At 69.8% G+C, this 17,225-nt stretch carries 13 protein-coding genes; 6 read left to right on the top strand and 7 right to left on the bottom strand.

The annotated features are described in order from the left end of the window. Positions 1–217: 217 nt before the first annotated feature. From OG819_RS43330 to OG819_RS43315, 4 genes are read left to right on the top strand one after another with little or no spacing between them, the layout of a single operon-like run. Complete coding sequence (locus tag OG819_RS43330) at positions 218–1,135, top strand: SDR family oxidoreductase (RefSeq protein ID WP_323139425.1); 918 nt, start codon at positions 218–220, stop codon at positions 1,133–1,135. Then, complete coding sequence (locus OG819_RS43325; RefSeq protein ID WP_266631252.1) at positions 1,135–2,007, top strand: amidohydrolase family protein; 873 nt, start codon at positions 1,135–1,137, stop codon at positions 2,005–2,007. The genes OG819_RS43330 and OG819_RS43325 overlap by 1 nt, the downstream gene beginning before the upstream one ends. A gap of 10 nt (positions 2,008–2,017) precedes the next feature. Further along, a complete protein-coding gene (gene menE / locus OG819_RS43320; RefSeq protein ID WP_266654840.1) occupies positions 2,018–3,526 on the top strand; it encodes an o-succinylbenzoate--CoA ligase in 1,509 nt (502 codons plus the stop codon). A gap of 14 nt (positions 3,527–3,540) precedes the next feature. Then, positions 3,541–3,996, top strand: coding sequence for a MaoC family dehydratase (locus tag OG819_RS43315; protein ID WP_266654838.1), 456 nt, complete (start codon positions 3,541–3,543; stop codon positions 3,994–3,996). Positions 3,997–4,028: 32 nt separating this feature from the next. Here OG819_RS43315 and OG819_RS43310 read toward each other — a convergent pair whose 3' ends face one another. From OG819_RS43310 to OG819_RS43280, 7 genes are all read right to left on the bottom strand, one after another. Then, entirely contained in the window at positions 4,029–5,732 is a 1,704-nt protein-coding gene (locus OG819_RS43310) for a histidinol-phosphatase (protein ID WP_266654836.1), read from the bottom strand. Positions 5,733–5,790: 58 nt separating this feature from the next. Beyond that, entirely contained in the window at positions 5,791–7,635 is a 1,845-nt protein-coding gene (locus OG819_RS43305; RefSeq protein WP_266654834.1) for a LamG-like jellyroll fold domain-containing protein, read from the bottom strand. A gap of 99 nt (positions 7,636–7,734) precedes the next feature. Next, positions 7,735–10,692, bottom strand: a complete 2,958-nt coding sequence (locus OG819_RS43300) for a glycoside hydrolase family 2 TIM barrel-domain containing protein (protein WP_266654831.1) — start codon at positions 10,690–10,692, stop codon at positions 7,735–7,737. Continuing rightward, positions 10,692–11,576, bottom strand: coding sequence for a carbohydrate ABC transporter permease (locus tag OG819_RS43295; RefSeq protein ID WP_266631262.1), 885 nt, complete (start codon positions 11,574–11,576; stop codon positions 10,692–10,694). Before OG819_RS43295 ends, OG819_RS43300 begins: the two co-directional genes overlap by 1 nt. An 11-nt stretch (positions 11,577–11,587) precedes the next feature. Then, positions 11,588–12,550: a carbohydrate ABC transporter permease gene (locus OG819_RS43290; RefSeq protein ID WP_266631264.1), complete on the bottom strand. Its 963-nt coding sequence runs from the start codon at positions 12,548–12,550 to the stop codon at positions 11,588–11,590. Next, positions 12,550–13,836, bottom strand: coding sequence for an ABC transporter substrate-binding protein (locus OG819_RS43285; RefSeq protein ID WP_266427912.1), 1,287 nt, complete (start codon positions 13,834–13,836; stop codon positions 12,550–12,552). Before OG819_RS43285 ends, OG819_RS43290 begins: the two co-directional genes overlap by 1 nt. A gap of 103 nt (positions 13,837–13,939) precedes the next feature. Next, positions 13,940–14,977, bottom strand: a complete 1,038-nt coding sequence (locus OG819_RS43280) for a carbohydrate kinase family protein (protein ID WP_266631266.1) — start codon at positions 14,975–14,977, stop codon at positions 13,940–13,942. A gap of 126 nt (positions 14,978–15,103) precedes the next feature. On the opposite strand from OG819_RS43280, the gene OG819_RS43275 reads away from it, so the two are divergent. Continuing rightward, positions 15,104–15,871 carry a DeoR/GlpR family DNA-binding transcription regulator gene (locus tag OG819_RS43275; protein WP_266431815.1) on the top strand — a complete coding sequence of 256 codons (768 nt, stop codon included), beginning with the start codon at positions 15,104–15,106 and terminating at the stop codon, positions 15,869–15,871. Continuing rightward, a complete protein-coding gene (locus OG819_RS43270; protein WP_266631268.1) occupies positions 15,868–17,205 on the top strand; it encodes a 6-phospho-beta-glucosidase in 1,338 nt (445 codons plus the stop codon). Before OG819_RS43275 ends, OG819_RS43270 begins: the two co-directional genes overlap by 4 nt. The last annotated feature ends 20 nt before the right edge of the window (positions 17,206–17,225 follow it).

The following is a 17,225-nucleotide window of genomic DNA, read 5'->3' as shown; positions in this document are numbered from 1 at the left end:
GCTCCCTGGGCCGGGCCCCGGGCGGGGCGGTTCTTTCGTGCCGGGCACGTGATGCCGTACCGCGTACAGCATCACGTCGTACTCCGCACAGCATGCCGCACGGACGAGACGGCAACAACTATTGACGTCAACAATTATTGTCCTTAGCTTCGATCCCGTAGCCGCAGCCCGGCGTCGCAAGCCGCGCTCTGGACCCTCAGCGTCGAAGGGACCTCTCGTGCCCAGCATCGATCTCACCGGCAAGGTGGCCGTCGTCACCGGCAGCGGCCGTGGCCTCGGCCTGGCCTACGCACGCGCCCTCGCGGCCGTCGGTGCCCGCGTGGTCGTCAACGACGTCGACGAGGCGGTGGCGGAGCAGGCCGTGAAGTCCATCACCGGGGCGGGCGGCAAGGCCGTGGCCGAGGTGGTCCCGGTCGGTACCACCGAGGCGGCCGACCGGCTCGTCGCCCGCGCGGTTCAGGAGTTCGGGCGGCTCGACATCCTGGTCACCAACGCGGGCATCCTGCGCGACAAGGTGCTGTGGAAGATGACCGACGAGGACTTCGACGCGGTGATCACCACCCATCTGAAGGGCACCTTCACCTGCGCCCGCGCCGCCGCCGTGCGCATGCGCGAGCAGGGCGAGGGCGGCAGCCTGATCCTGGTCGGCTCGCCGGCCGGACAGCGCGGCAACTTCGGCCAGACGAACTACGCCGCAGCGAAGGCCGGCATCGCCGCCATGGCCCGTACCTGGTCGATGGAGCTGGGCCGCGCGGGCATCACCGTCAACGCGATCGTGCCGGTCGCCGCCACCGCGATGACCGAGACCATCCCCGCCTTCGCCCCCTACGTCGAGGCCATGAGGAACGGCGAGCCGCTGCCCGACTTCCTGCGCAAGGGCGAGGGCTTCGGCTCCCCCGAGGACTGCGCCGCCCTCGTCCCGTTTCTCGCCTCCGACGCCGCCCGCGGGGTCACCGGCCAGGCCATCGGCATCGGCGGTGACAAGGTGACGCTCTGGTCGCACCCGCAGGAGATCAGGGCGGCGTACGCGGACGGCGGCTGGACCCCCGACACCCTGGCCGACGCCTGGGCCACGTCGGTCGGCGCCGAGCCGCAGACCGTCGGGATCCCCGCGCCGAAGCTCCCGGAGGCGTGATGGACCTGAACGAACTCGTCGCGATCGACGTCCACACCCACGCGGAGGTGTCCTCGCAGGGCCAGGCCTCGCTCGACGACGATCTGCACGCGGCCTCCAGCGCCTACTTCAAGGTCGAGGGCAAGCGGAAACCCACCCTGGAGGAGACAGCCGCGTACTACCGCGAGCGCAGGATGGCCGCTGTGATCTTCACGGTGGACGCCGAATCCGCCACCGGAACAGCGCCCGTCCCGAACGAGGAGGTCGCCGAGGCCGCCGCCGCCCACCCCGACGTGCTGATCCCCTTCGCCTCCATCGACCCCTTCCGCGGCAGAGCCGGCGTGAAGCGGGCCCGGCGGCTGGTCGAGGAGTACGGGGTGAAGGGCTTCAAGTTCCACCCCAGCATCCAGGGCTTCTTCCCCAACGACAGGTCGGTGGCGTACGAGCTGTACGAGGTGATCGAGGAGACCGGCACCATCGCCCTCTTCCACACCGGGCAGACGGGGATCGGGGCCGGGGTTCCGGGCGGCGGCGGTATCCGCCTGAAGTACTCCAACCCCCTGCACGTCGACGACGTCGCCGCCGACTTCCCGCACCTCAAGATCATCCTGGCGCACCCCTCCTTCCCCTGGCAGGACGAGGCGCTGGCCGTCGCCACCCACAAACCGGGTGTGCACATCGACCTGTCCGGCTGGTCACCCAAGTACTTCCCGCCCCAGCTCGTCCAGTACGCCAACACGCTGCTCAAGGACAAGGTGCTCTTCGGCTCCGACTACCCCGTGCTCACCCCCGACCGCTGGCTCGCCGACTTCGACAAGCTGACGATCAAGGACGAGGTCAAGCCGAAGATCCTCAAGGAGAACGCCGCCCGTCTGCTCGGGCTGACACCGTAAGGGGCCACAGATGCGCAACGAGGGACTGGGGTCGTGGCCCGCACGCCGGGCCCGCAAGACCCCGCACCGCACCGCCCTGATCCACCGCGACACCAGCGTCAGCTACGCCGAGCTGTACTCCCGCACCACCCGCCTCGCCCACGCGCTGCGCGCGCTCGGCCTGCGCCGTGGCGACCGCATCGCCTACCTCGGCCCCAACCATCCCTCCTACCTCGAAACCCTCTTCGCGGCGGGCACGCTCGGCGCGGTCTTCGTGCCGCTCAACCCCCGTCTCGCCGGACCCGAGATCGCCTACCAGCTCAGCGACTCGGGCGCCAAGGCCCTCGTGTACGCACCGTCGACGGCCGGGCTCGTGGCGGGGCTGCCGGGCAACGCGCACGTCCGGACGTTCGTCGAAGTCGGCTCCTGGTACGAGGAGTTGATCGACGGGGCCGCCCAGGAGCCGATCGACCAGCCCGTCACCGCCGACGACATGTGCATCATCATGTACACCTCGGGCACGACGGGCCGGCCCAAGGGCGCGGTGCTCACCCACGCCAACGTGACCTGGAACGCGGTCAACGTCCTCGTCGACCACGACCTGACCGCCGACGAACGCGCCCTGGTCTCGGCCCCGTTGTTCCACACGGCCGGGCTGAACATGCTGACCCTGCCGGTGCTGCTCAAGGGCGGCACCTGCGTCTTGGTCGAATCCTTCGACGCGGCGGCCACCCTCGACCTGATCGAACGGCACCGGATCACCTTCATGTTCGGGGTGCCGACCATGTTCGACCAGGTGGCCCGCCATGCCCGGTGGGCCGGCGCCGACCTGTCCTCGCTGCGCATCCTCACCTGCGGCGGCTCACCCGTACCGACCCCGCTCATCGCCGCCTATCAACAGCGCGGGCTCACCTTCCTCCAGGGCTACGGCATGACCGAGGCGTCGCCCGGCACCCTCTTCCTGGACGCGGAGCACGCGGTCGGCAAGGCGGGCTCGGCGGGCGTGCCGCACTTCTTCAGCGATGTACGGGTCGTACGCCCCGACCTCACGCCGGTCGACGTCGGGGAGAGGGGCGAGGTGATCGTCCGCGGGCCGCACGTCATGCCCGGGTACTGGGGGCTGCCCGACGAGACGGCCGCCGTGTTCGCCGACGGCTGGTTCCGCAGCGGGGACGCCGCCCGGGTCGACGAGGACGGCTATGTCTTCATCGTCGACCGCATCAAGGACGTGATCATCTCGGGCGGCGAGAACATCTATCCCGCCGAGATCGAGGACCTGCTCCTCGGCCACCCCGGCATCGTCGAGTGCGCCGTCATCGGCGTCGCCGACGACAAGTGGGGCGAGGTGCCGCGCGCGGTCGTCGTCCCCCGGGAGGGCGTCGAGCTCGACCCCGACGAGGTCCTCGCCTCGCTCGCCGGACGCCTCGCCAAGTACAAGATCCCGAAGTCGGTGGTCGTCGTGGACGAACTCCCGCGCACCGCCTCCGGAAAGCTCCTCAAGGCCCGTGTCCGTACGCGGTACGGCACCACCCACTCGTGAGCAGGGAAGTACGCATGAGCATCACCGTGAACGGTCTCGACGAACTGAAGAAGCTCGCCGGCGGCGACCTCGGCACCAGCGAGTGGATCGAGGTCACCCAGGAGCGGATCAACACCTTCGCCGACGCCACCGGCGACCACCAGTGGATCCACGTCGACCCTCAGAAGGCGGCCGAAGGCCCCTTCGGCGCGCCCGTCGCGCACGGCTATCTGACCCTCTCCCTCTTCATCCCGCTCTTCACCGAGCTGCTGGAGGTCGAGGGCGTGTCGACGAAGGTCAACTACGGTCTGAACAAGGTGCGTTTCCCGGCCCCGGTGAAGGTCGGCTCGCGCATCCGGCTGGTCGCGCGGCTCGCCTCGGTCGAGGACGTGCCGGGCGGGGTGCAGATCGCCGTCGACGGGACGGTGGAGATCGACGGCGGCGGGAAGCCCGCCGCCGTCCTCCAGAGCCTGTCGCGCTTCTACGCCTGACGGTTCATGCCGGACAGACCTTCCGCCGGCCCTTACCGGCCGCCCACCACATCGACGAACACGGGGTTCGCGTAGAACCACGTGTCGACCCACGGGTCACCGTTTCCGGGCACGTGCGGAATCGGGCCGTGCGGGTCGATCGAGGCACCCAGGTAGCCCGTGCCGTTGCGGTTGCCGTCGCTGCCGCGCAGCCGGACGTAGAAGGACTCGTCACCGGCGACCAGCGGGATGCGCAGGGTGTACGTGCCCTTGCGGCCGCTCACGTCCACCGTGCGGACGACCTTGGTGTCGGGCGCGCGCCAGTCGTCGCGGTCGGCGGCAGATCCGCGCACCGCGCCACGGATCACGTCGACGTGCGCCAACTCCGGCAGGATTCCGTGGGGGTTGGCGCGCGAGGCGGTCGTCACGGTGACCGACAGGGTGAGCTTCTCGCCCTTGCGGACGCGGATCCGGCCGCCCATGGTGACACCCGGGCCGTGGTCGCAGTCCCGCTTCACGCGGACGTCGAGCCCGTCGAGCAGATGTCCGTGGTCGAGCCAGACGCGGCCTGCCCGCAGGCCCGCCATCACGGCGCGGTAGCCGATGGGGGCACCTCCCACACTGTTTAGGTAGTGGGGGAGGGTCACGCCCACATGGGTGCGGCTGAACTGGCCGGGCCAGAAGTCGCCGCCCGGCTGCTGGGAGTCGGTGTTCACCGGGTCGGGGATGTGCCCGGTGTTGTCGAAGTTCTGCCCGGGTGCCCAGTCGCCGTTCTTCCAGGTGTCGAAGACGACGCGGTGCACATCGGAGTTGGTGGTGATGGTGAACAGCCTGCCCTCGGCGAGCATCGCGTCCCACATGCCGCCGACGGTCGCCGTCATCCAGTCGAAGCCGCCGTACAGGACGTACGCGTTCTCCGGGTACCCGGCGAAGGAGTTCTCGGACGGCTTGTTGGTGTACTCGCCGCGCTGCTGGCCCGAGCCGACCCAGCCGGGGATGCCGCCGCCCTGGGCGCCGGGCGCGCCCTCCATGCCGATCACGATCTCGGGCGCCGCGTCCCGCCAGTTGCGCATCTCGTGGGGGGAGTCGATGCCCAGGCGCGTGGGGTGGTTGGCGAGGACGAGCACGTCGTCGACGTAACCGGTGCGGCGCTGCTCCGCGAGCCACTTGATGGCCTTCACCGCGTGGGCCTCGTTGCGGGCCGTGTCGGGGCTGGTCGGGGAGCCCGCCGTGTAGCCCAACAGCTTGCCGTCGTAGGCGAGTTCGAACTTCGTGAGCAGATCCACCTCGTGGCGGCCGGGCGCCGCGAAGACCGTGGCGTGCTCGGCGCCCGGGATGTACCACTCCAGACCCTGGAAGATCAGCTGGCGCGGGTTCTCGGCGCGCGCCTTCAGGATCTCCTGGTGCTCCAGCTGGGCGCCGTAGTTCGCGTGCCCGAAGTTGGAGTGCTCGTTGAAGACCATCCAGTCCAGGCCGTACTTGGCGCTCGCCTGGGCCAGTTGGGAGAACGTGTACTTCGCGTCGTGGCTGTACACGGAGTGGATGTGGTGGTCGCCGACGAGATAGGCGAGGCGCGGGTCGTCGCCGCCGAGGCGCCGGGAGTCGGCCGTCGCGGGCGTGGCGAGGGAGCCCACCGCGAAGGCCGCCCCGAACAGACCGGCACTGCGCAGCAGCCCACGCCGTGACACGCCCTGCGGGTCCAGCGCGGCGGGGGAGACGGACGGATCGGCCCAGTCGGGCAGTTGCTGCTCGGACATGCGGAAGTTCTCCCTCGGGGAGTCGGAAGGTCTGGGGGTCACCGGTGGCCGGGACGGCTCAGTGGTTCATGAACTGCGAGACGGACAGCGCCCGTTCGACGACGCGCACGTCGCCGAGCCGTCCGTGCAGGATCTGGTCGATCCTGCCCGCGTACTCGTAGCCGCCGAGCAGCCAGGGCAGCCCGAGCGAGGTGAGGCCGACCGCGACGGTGTGCGGATTGCGGGCGACCGGGCAGCCCTGGACGTACATCGTGGTGTGCGAGCCGTCGTTGACGACGGCGACGTGCCACCACTGCTCGCGGGCCGTCTCGTCGCCCCAGTTGGTGACGATGCCCTGCTGGTTGAGCGGTCGGACGGCCCACTGCGGGCCGGGTCCGTCGGAGAGGGAGAGCGTGGCGAGCGGCTCGTCCGGGTCGTCGGCGGTCTTGCCCGCGCCACCGCCCGTACCGGTACGGCTGATCAGCGAGGCCCACGCGTGGTGCGAGGCGTCCCAGTCGGCGGGGACCTGGTAGAAGGCCTCGATGGTGTATCCGCGTTTGAACGTCGCGGAGTTGAGGGGAGCGCCGTCGACCGTACGCAGATACGCGCCCTTCAGCGGGGGCTTGCCGCCCTGGAAGACGAGGCTGCCGTGGCCGGGCTGGTCGGGGTGGTGGGCGGACGACCAAGTGAGTGCGCCGTCGCCGACCTTGACCACGGTCAGGTCGTTGCCGTGCCCGGACCGGTCACGGACCGTGCCCTCGGCCACCGTACCGTCCGCGTGCCCGTCGAAGCGCCAGTACGCGACCGTGCCCCGCACCAGCATCTCGGACACCGGCCGCGACGCGCGGGCGGGCACCGGAGCGAAGCCCGAGAAGCGCTTCTCGAAGTCGACGGCGACCGAGAACCGGTCGGCGTCGCCGCTGAGTTCGCTCTCCTGCCGCTCCAGCTCGTTGAGTCCTTTGGCCGCCCGGCCCAGGATCCACGGCGAGACGGTCTCGACGTCGATGGTGTCGCGGTCGAGGTCGAAGCGGTAGAGGCGGATCATCGCCGCGCCGCCGTAGTAACGGTTCTGATAGTTCGTCAGGTGCAGATGGACGTCGTTGCCGGCCGCGTTGGTGCGGGTGGCGCGGGCGGCGGGCCAGTAGTGCCCGTTCAGGGTCAGGAAGATCTGGTCGTGGTCGTGGATCAGCTGGTCCCAGAGCTGCTGCCCGTACGAGGACAGGGCGTCGTCCTCGACGACCAGCTCGTGCGTGGTGAGGATGACGGGCGTCTTCGGGTGCCGGGCGATGACGTCCTTCGCCCATGCGTAGCCCCGCGCCGACAGCCGCCAGTCCAGCGCGAGGACGAGCCACTGGATGCCCGCCGCCCGGAACAGGTGGAAGGTGTTGTAGCCGTCCGGCGAGGCGCCGCCGAAGGTGCGCTTGCTCTGGAAGCGCTGCGGGCCGAAGACGTCCAGGTACGGGCTCGCGCCCCGCTGGTCGTCCGTGGACGACCTGATGTCGTGGTTGCCCGCGAGCACGCTGTAGCCGACGCCGCGCCGGTCGAGCAGGTCGAACGCCTTGCCCGCCGCCTCGAATTCGGCCTGCGCGCCGTTCTGCGTGAGGTCGCCCAGGTGCGAGAGGAAGACGATGTTCTCGTCCTTGCCGTGCTCCAGGAGATAGCGCAGCGAGGCCTCGATCGGCGCGGGGTTGATGCTCGGTCCGTCGAAGAGGTACTGCGTGTCGGGCATGACGGCGAGCGTGAAGCGACGGCTGTCGGCGTCGGGCCGCCAGTTCGTCTCACGCGCCGCCGCCTGCGCCGTCACCGCGGGCAGGGCCACCGTGGTGGTGGCCGCCGCGCCGATCAGAGCCGTGGCCCGAAGGAAGTTGCGTCTTCCGGCGCCGGCCTGCTCGGCCTCCGTCGCCTGGTCATGCGAAGTACACACGTCTGCTCCATGAAGGTGCGCAAAGGTCAGTGAGGAGGTCGAGTCAGGTCGAGCGTCGAGTCAGGTGGGACAGGTGGGACGGTTGGGGCCGCGCGCGGGTCAGAGCACGCGCAGCGTCCAGGACCAGCGGTGGGTGCCGGCCGGGACGAGATAGCCGGGCGAGGTGTCGGGCCCGCACGAGGCCGTACCCACCCCCCGGTGCGCGGCGTCGAGGTGCACCACGCAGCCGGGCCGCGCCACCAGCTCGTCGTGATGGGCGGCGGCCGCCAGGTCCCCGGCCCGGTAGCGGGTCACGCTGACCTGGCGCGGTTCGTCGAGCGCGACCGCGAGGCCCGTGGCGTCCGGCGCCGAGAGCGTGAAGCGGCGTACACCGTGCCGCCCGCCGCTCTCCTGCGGACGCAGATAGGGGGTGAACAACTCGTCCACGGGAAGGGAGTGGTGGCCCACCGGCGCGCCCGCGCTGCGGTCCGGGTAGGACTCCCAGGGGCCCTGCCCGTACCACTCCAGGACATCGAGCCCGGCGACCGTCTCGAAGACCGAGCCCACCCGCGGTACGTCGTCGAGCGCGACCGGCAGCTGTGCCGTCTCCTCGATCCGCACGCCGCCCTCGACACGGGTGAACACCTGCTCGTGGCGTACGGGGCCGGCGAGGGTCGCGTACTCGGCGACCACGGTGACCCTCCCCCAGCCTCCGGCCGGGGGGACCCCCATCTCGCTCCGCTCGCTCTCACGGTGTACGTCCACGAGCTTGCGCTCCAGCGCGTCGAGCCCCCAGGCCCGCCAGCGCGCCGCCATGCCGCCGATCTCGTCGTTGTCGGTCGGCGTCCGCCACAGCGACAGCACGGGGGCCGCGGTGAGCAGCGGATGGACGAGCAGCCCGTCCTCGTCGACCTCGACGGGGGAGTCCGGCAGCGCGACGGGGACCATGGGGGTGGCCGCCCTGAGCCGCACCTGCGGCACACACACCTCCGCGCCGCGCGGCGCCCATGCCTCCTCGTCCGCCGTGGTCACCCGCAGCGTCAGCCAGGCCTCGCCGCCGTCCTGCGGCAGCGTGAACGGCATCGGCACGGCCACGGATTCGCCCGCTGTCATGTCGGGCAGTTCGGCCGGAGCCGTCAGCGTGCCGCCGTCCGCGAGCGACAGCTCCCATTCGGCGGTCAGCCACTCCAGGCCCCGGAAGTGCTGGTGGTTGGTGAGCCGCAGCTCGCCCCCGACATACGTGAAGCGCACCGGCGCCGCGATCTCCCGGTGCTCGTACATCACCGGCTTGGGCGTGCGGTCGGGGAAGACGACCCCGTCGGCGATGAAGGCGCCATCGTGGATCGTCTCGCCGAAGTCACCGCCGTAGGCCCAGCGGTGGCCCGGCGCGGTGACACCGTTGTCATACAGCCCGGCGCCACCGCGCCCGGCCGGTCTTCCGTCGTTCACGCGTTGAAGGATGCCGTGGTCCCAGAACTCCCAGATGAAACCGCCCTGAAGTCCCGGGGTTGACTCGATGGCTGCCCAGTGGTCGGCCAGCGTGCCGTTGCTGTTGCCCATGGCGTGCGAGTACTCGCACTGGATGAGCGGCTTGGTCTGCTCCCCGGAGAGGGCGTGCGCGACACAGTCCTCAAGGGGCGCGTACATGGGGCAGGCGATGTCGGAGGCGACCTTCGGGTCGGCCCAGCCGAGCTTGGCCGCGCCCTCGTACTGGAGCGGCCGGCTCGGGTCGTGACGGCGCACCCAGCCCGCGGCGGCGTCGTGGTTGGCGCCGTAGTCGGACTCGTTGCCCAGCGACCAGATGATCACCGAGGGGTGGTTCTTGTCGCGCAGGACCATACGGGAGACGCGGTCCACGAAGGCGCCGAGGTAGCGCGGGTCGTCGGCGATCTCGTGCGCGTGGTCGTGCGACTCGATGTTCGCCTCGTCCACGACGTAGAAGCCGAGCTCGTCGGCGAGGTCGAGCAGGGAGGGGTCATTGGGATAGTGGGCGGCACGGATCGCGTTGAAGCCGAAGCGCTTCAGCGCCACCAGATCCGCGCGCATGTCGTCGTACGACACCGTCCGGCCCGTCAACGGGTGGAAGTCGTGCCGGTTGACGCCCCGGATGTAGACCCTCTCGCCGTTGAGGAGCAGGTCCCGGCCGCGGATCTCCACCTCGCGGAAGCCGACGCGGTGGTGCGAGGTGTCGGCGACCGAGCCGTCGCCGCGGTGCAGCCGTACGGTCAGGTCGTACAGCTCGGGCGTCTCGGCGGTCCAGGTACGGACGCCCTCGACGACCGTGGTGAGGCGGGCCTCGCCGAGGAAGTCGGAGACCCGCTCGTCCTCCTCCTTGAACCGCTCGAACTCGGCGTCCTGGGTGAGCAGGTGGCCGTCCAGTTCCCCGGTGACGTACCAGCCCTCCGGCAGCGCGCCCCCGGCGTCCCGCACCTGGCAGTCGATCCGCAGCCCGCCGTCGCACCGTGTGTGCACGCCCACGTCGGCGAGCCGCAGCGGATCGGTCGCGTACAGCAGCACCGAGCGGGTGATTCCGGCGTGCCACCACTGGTCCTGGTCCTCGAGGTGCGAGGCGTCCGACCACTTGACGACGGTGAGCCGTAGCGAGGCGCGCTCTCCGGGACGTACGACGTCGGAGAGGTCGAACTCGGCCGCGAGGTGCGAGTCCTTGGACACGCCGACCGGCCGGCCGTCCACATGGACCAGCAGCACGCTCTCGGCGGCGCCGACCTGGAGCACGATCCGGCGCCCGGCCCACTCGGCGGGGACGTCGACCTCACGCTCGTACACGCCCGTCGGATTCGCCGCGGGGGAGGTGGGTGGGAACTCGCCCCAAGGCATCGTGAAGTTGGTGTACTGCGGCAGGTCGTCGGTGTCCTGGGTGGTCCAGGAGCCGGGTACCTGGAGCGAGGACCAGGCGAGACCGGGGGCCGAGGTGGGCGTGGGCAGCAACTGGAAGCGCCAGGAGCCGTCCAGCGAGAGGGCACCGGACCGGCGGTCGACGGCGTTCATGGGCAACCGCCCCCAGGAGGTCACCTCAGGTGACTCCCAGGGGCGGAGCGCGAGCAGGGGGTCCGTCATCAGCGGATGGCCCCCTTGCCGAGGTCCCCGATGATCTGCTTGGCGCCGATCGCGAAGACGATCAGCAGCGGTATGAGGGCGAGAAGTGCGCCGGTCATGACCATTCCGTAGTCGGTGGTGCCGTGGACACCGTTCAGCTGGGAGAGCGCGACCTGGAGGGTCACGTTGTGCGGGTTGGTGAGGGCGATCAGCGGCCAGGCGTAGTCGTTCCACTGGCCCATGAAGGTGAAGATGCCGAGGAAGGCGAGGCCCGGCCTGACCACCGGGAGCGCCACGTGCCAGTACTGGCGCAGGAAGCCGGCTCCGTCGAGCTTCGAGGCGTCGATCAGCTCGTCGTGGATCGCGGTCTTCATGTACTGGCGCATCCAGAAGATGCCGAACGCGTTGGCCGCCGCCGGAACGATCAGCGCGGTCATCGAGCCGATCCAGCCCAGCTTCGCCATGATCACGAACTGCGGGATCGCCTGGAGCTGGCCCGGGACCATGAAGATCCCCATCATCAGCGCGAACAGCAACCGGCGGCCCGGGAACTCGAACTTGGCGAACACGAACGCGGCCAGCGAGTCGAAGAACAGGACCAGGAAGGTCACCGAGCACGCGACCAGCAGCGAGTTGAACATCGACCCGAAGAAGTCGACGTTGTCGAAGAGATTCCGGACGTTCTCGAAGAAGTGCGAGCCGGGCAGCAGCTTCGGCGGGTAGGAGAAGATCTCGGTCGACGAGTGCGTCGACATGATCACGGCCCAGTAGAACGGGAAGACCGAGAGCAGCAGACCGAGGATCAGGGTGACGTGGAGGGCGATGCCCCGGCGCTGTGTCCCCTTGATGGACGACCTGCGCCGCGCCTGCTTCGTGGAGGCCGGTGAATCCTTGAGAATTGCCATGGTGGGGCCTCCTAGTCTTCGCCCCGGCGCTGCACCAGCCGCCAGTTGATGATCGAGAAGATGATGACGACGAGGAAGATGCCCCAGGCCACCGCGGCGCCGTAGCCGAAGTCGTTGTTGTCGAAGGTCTGCTGGAAGAAGTAGAGGACCATGGTCTGGCCGGAGTGGCCGGGACCGCCCGCGAACGACGAGTTGTTGTCCGTGGTCTGCAGCAGCACCTGTGGTTCGGAGAAGGTCTGCAGGCCCGTGACGGTCGAGATGATGAGCACGAACAGCAGCACCGGCCGCATCATCGGCAGGGTGATCCGGAAGAAGGTCTGGATGGGTCCGGCGCCGTCCATGCGCGCCGCCTCGTACAGCTCGCCGGGAATCGTCTGCAGGCCGGCGAGGAAGATGATCGCGTTGTAGCCGGTCCACTGCCAGGTCATCAGGACGGCGATGGCGACCTTGATGCCCCACGGTGTGTTCAGCCAGGCCACCTGGTCCAGGCCGATCGCCTGAAGGAAGGCGTTCGCCAGGCCGAAGTTGGTGGAGAAGACCGAGCCGAAGATGATCGCGACCGCGACGATCGAGGTGACGTTCGGCAGGAAGTAGGCGAAGCGGTAGATGTTCTTGAAGCGGACGGCCGAGTTGAGCATCACGGCCGTGACCATCGCCAGGAAGATCATCGGGAAGGTGGCCAGCGCCCAGATGATGAGCGTGTTCCCGATCGAGGTCCAGAACTGGGTGTCCGACAGCAGATAGCGGTACTGGGAGAGTCCCGCGAACTCCATCGAGCCGAGGCCGTCCCAGCGGTGGAACGACAGATAGAGCGAGAAGCCGACGGGGATCAGACCGAAGGCGAGGAAGAGCAGATAGAAGGGGGAGATCGCGGCGTACAGCCGCCAGTAGCTGCTTATGCCCTTCTTGGGGTGGGTCACGGGGGTCTCGGCGAGGGCCGCGGGGGGCGTGTCGACCACGGGTGCGGTAGCCATCAGTAACTCACCCCCAGGTGGTCCGCGATGCGCCGGCACTTGCTCATGGCGTCCCTCCAGGCCTTGTCCGGGTCCTTGCCGAGGACGGAGAAGTTCCGCAGCTCGTCGTTGATCGGGGTACTCAGCGCGATGTCGTACGGGCTGTTGAAGGCGACCGGGATGTTCTGCGCCGCCGGACCGAAGACGTCCATGGTGATCTGGTCGCCGAAGAACTCGTCGGGCTGACGCAGCTTCTTCATGTCGTACGACGCCGGGGTGGACGGGAAGAGCACCGAGTCGACGAAGCCCTGCGCCTGGTTGCCCGCGTCGAGCATCCAGGTGATCATCTCGAAGGCCTTCTCCGGCTCCCGGCACGCCTTGGTGATCGCCAGGAACGAACCGCCGATGTTCGAGGGCCCGCCCGGACAGGCGGCCACCCGCCACTTGCCCTTGGTCTTCGGTACGTTGAGCTTGATGTCACCGGCCGCCCAGGAGGCGTTCAGCTGGCTGGGCAGCAGACCCCGCTCGGTGGCCGAGGTGTTGTCGGCCGTACCGTTGATGATCTTCGAGACCAGTCCGCGACGGGTGGCCTCGACAGAACGGTCCCAGGCGGTGCGCACATGCTCCTGGTCACCGATGAAGTGCCGGTCCTTGTCGACGAACCGCTTCGTCGTCTGGTTGACCGAGATGCCGAAGACGCTGAGGGCGTCGGTCAGGATGAACGTGCCGGGGAGGCGCTTCTTCAGCTGCTCGCCGGCCGCGAAGAACTGGTCCCAGGTGGCCAGCTCCTTGGACACGTCCTCCGGCTCGTAGGCCAGTCCGGCCTTCTCGAAGACGGCGGGCTGGTAGTAGTGCGCGACCGGACCGCAGTCGATGGGGAAGCCCACCATCGAGCCGTCCTCGGCGATGCCCTGTTCCCACTTCCAGGGCAGGTACTGGTCCTTCAGTTTGTCGGCGCCGAGTGTGCGCAGGTCCACGAACTGGTCGGAGTTGGGCAGATACGAGGCCATGTCCTCGCCCTTGAGCCCGGCGATGTCCGGGATGTGGGCCCGTCCGGTCATCGTGGTCAGCAGCTTCGAGCGGTAGTAGCCGCCGATCTGGATGGCCTGCAGGTTCACCGCGCTGTCGTAGCGGGTCTTGGCGTCCTGGACGACCTTCGGGCTCAGCCCGCCGCTCCAGTACCACAGGACCATGTTCCGCCCGGTCGAGCCGGTCGGAACGCCGCAGCCGGTCGCCAGGCCGCCCAGCGCCGTGGCAGCCGTACCGGCCAGGCCAGCGCGCAGCAGGCCCCTTCGTGAGAGCCGCACTGCTCCCACCGCCTTTCGGATCTTTTCGGTCTTCGCGTACGAGGGGTGTTACGTGGGGTCATGAAAGAGGTGTTACGTGGGGTGCAAGGGGTGTTTCGTGGGGTCATCGGGGTGTGCCCGGCCGGCGACTGGCGTCGGGCGGGGTCACGGGGGCGGGGTGGACGGGCGGGCCCGGGTCCGCCGGGATGCGGTCGGCCAGGAAGCCGTACGCACGCCGCAGTTCACGGTCCTCGAGCGACTGCCACCAGCGGTGGACGCCGTACCAGCCGGGCGCGGCAAGGGCACCGCCGTGCTTCTGGACCGACAGGCCCGCGGCCAGCACCGCGAAGCGCAGCCGTTCCTCCAGCGGCCAGCCGCCGAGCGAGGCCGCGACGAAGCTCGCGCCGAAGACGTCTCCGGCGCCCGTCGCGTCGAGGACGTCGACGGGGAGGGCGGGGACCTCCGCGTACTCGCCCGTCGTCTGGTCCACCGCGACCGCTCCGTCGCCGCCCCGGGTGATCACGGCGACCGGCACCAGCTCGGTCAGCGAGCCCAGGGCCGCGACCGCGCTCTCGGTGCGCGTGTACGCCATCGCCTCGCCCTCGTTCGGGAGGAAGGCGTGGCACAGGGAAAGCTGGTCGAGGAGGTCCCGGGACCACCGTTGTGTGGGGTCCCAGCCGACGTCCGCGTAGATCTGGGTGCCGGCCGCGGCGGCCTTGGCGAGCCAGGCACGGGGTTCGGCCTCGATGTGCACCAGCGCCGTGCGCGCCTCGGGCGGGTCGCCCATCAGCTCGTCCTGCGAGTACGGCGGTTCCTGGCCGTGGGTGACCAGCGCCCGGTCGTTGCCGTGGGCCAGCGAGACGGTGACAGGAGTGTGCCAGCCGTCCGCGGTGCGGGACAGGGAGAGGTCGATGCGCTCCTGGTCGGCGAGGACCTCACGGCAGTACGCGCCGTAGTGGTCGTCGCCGAAGACCGTGGCCAGGGAGGTGCGCAGGCCGAAGCGCGAGGCCGCGACCGCCAGGTTGGCGATGCCGCCGGGGCTCACGCCCATGCCCTCGGTCCAGATCTCCTCACCGGCCGTCGGAGGCTTCCCCAGGCCGGTGAGGACGAGGTCGTAGAAGAGCAGCCCGGTCAGCAGTACATCGGGCCGTTCGTCACCCACGAGCACATCCTCTCGTCAAAACTCTGCAAGCGGTGCACAGGATCGTGCGCGCATCCAACGAATTTGGCAAGAGTTGAGCAGAGCTGAGCATGGAAATGATTGGGAATGACGAGTACTGTTCACAGGGTGCTGGCAGAGCGACGACATCAACTCATCCTGCGGGCCCTGCGCTCCGGCGGGCCCGCAGCCGTGACCGATCTCTCCGAACAGCTGGGTGTGAGCCCCGCCACGGTCCGCCGTGACCTGCTGAAACTGGAGGAGGAAGGCCTGCTCACGCGGGTGCACGGCGGGGCGGTCGTGGAGGAGGGCGACCAGCCCTTCGCCGAGGTCGCCGAGGTCCGCGTGCTCGAGAAGGACGCCATCGCGGCGCGCGCCGCCTCGATGGTCCAGGACGGCCAGTCCGTCCTGCTGGACATCGGCACCACCGCCTACCGGCTGGCCCGGCAGCTGCACGGCCGCCGGATCACCGTGATCACCAGCAACCTGGTGGTCTACGAGGAGCTGGTGGACGACGAGGGCATAGAGCTGGTGCTGCTCGGCGGGATGGTCCGCCGCGAGTACCGCTCCCTGGTCGGCTTCCTCACCGAGGACAACCTGCGACAACTGCATGCCGACTGGCTGTTCCTCGGTACCAGCGGGGTGCGGCCCGGCGGGCAGGTGATGGACACCACCGTCGTCGAGGTGCCGGTCAAGCGGGCGATGATCAAGGCGGGCGACAAGGTCGTCCTGCTCGCCGACCGCGCGAAGTTCCCGGGTACGGGGATGGCGCGGGTCTGCGGACCCGAGGAGCTGGACGTGGTGGTGACGAACGGTCCGCTGGACCCGGCGACGCGGTCGTCGTTGGAGGAAGCGGGCGTGCAAGTGGTCGTGACAGGAAAGGCGGAAACGGCGTGAAGCTGACGATTCTGGGTGGCGGCGGGTTCCGGGTGCCGCTCGTGTACGGGGCGCTCCTCGGGGACCGCGCCGAGGGCCGCGTCACCCATGTCGTGCTGCACGACGTGGACGCCGGCCGGCTGACGGCCGTCGCCCGGGTGCTGACGGAGCAGGCGAAGGACCTGCCGGACGCCCCCGAGGTGTCCTTCACCACCGACCTCGACGACGCCCTGCGCGGCGCCGACTTCATCTTCTCCGCGATCCGCGTCGGCGGCCTGGAGGGACGGGCCGACGACGAGCGGGTGGCGCTCGCCGAGGGCGTCCTCGGCCAGGAGACGGTCGGCGCCGGCGGCATCGCGTACGGACTGCGCACGGTCCCGGTGGCCGTGGACATCGCCCAGCGGGTGGCCCGGCTGGCCCCCGACGCCTGGGTCATCAACTTCACCAACCCGGCCGGACTGGTCACCGAGGCCATGTCCCGCCACCTCGGCGACCGGGTGATCGGCATCTGCGACTCGCCGGTCGGCCTCGGCCGCCGGATCGCCACCGTGCTGGGCGCCGACCCCCGCGAGGCCTGGATCGACTACGTCGGCCTCAACCACCTCGGGTGGGTGCGCGGGCTGCGCGTCCAGGGCCGCGACGAACTGCCGCGGCTGCTCGCCGACCCCGAACTGCTCGGCTCCTTCGAGGAGGGCAAGCTCTTCGGCGTCGACTGGCTGCAGTCCCTGGGCGCTGTTCCGAACGAGTACCTGCACTACTACTACTTCAACCGGGAGGCCGTCCGGGCCTACCAGCAGGCGGAGAAGACGCGCGGCGCGTTCCTGCGCGACCAGCAGGAGCAGTTCTACGCCGAGATGAAGCGCCCGGACACCGCCGCGCTGACCGCCTGGGACCGTACGCGGGCCGAGCGTGAGGCCACCTACATGGCGGAGAACCGGGACGCGGCGGGCGCGGGCGAGCGCGACGCCGACGACCTGTCCGGCGGCTACGAGAAGGTGGCGCTCGCCCTGATGCGGGCCATCGCCCGCGACGAGCGCACCACGCTCATCCTCAACGTCCGCAACCGCGGCACCCTGGGCGTGCTCGACACGGAGGCCGTCATCGAGGTGCCCTGCCTCGTCGACGCCAACGGCGCCCACCCGGTCGCCGTCGACCCGCTGCCCGACCACGCCAGTGGACTGGTCTGCGCGGTCAAGGCGGTGGAACGCGAGGTCCTGTCCGCCGCAGAGTCCGGCTCGCGCACGACCGCCGTCAAGGCCTTCGCCCTGCACCCGCTCGTCGACTCCGTGAACGTGGCCCGTCGTCTGGTCGAGGGGTACACGTCGGTCCATCCCGGCCTGGCGTACCTTAAGTAAGCGCTTTCCACCTTCTTGGC

It is taken from the genome of Streptomyces sp. NBC_01549, from assembly GCF_026339955.1.
GTDB lineage: Bacteria > Actinomycetota > Actinomycetes > Streptomycetales > Streptomycetaceae > Streptomyces.
The sequence above is the reverse complement of the archived record's forward strand: the minus strand, read 5'-3'. Positions and strand labels throughout refer to the sequence as shown.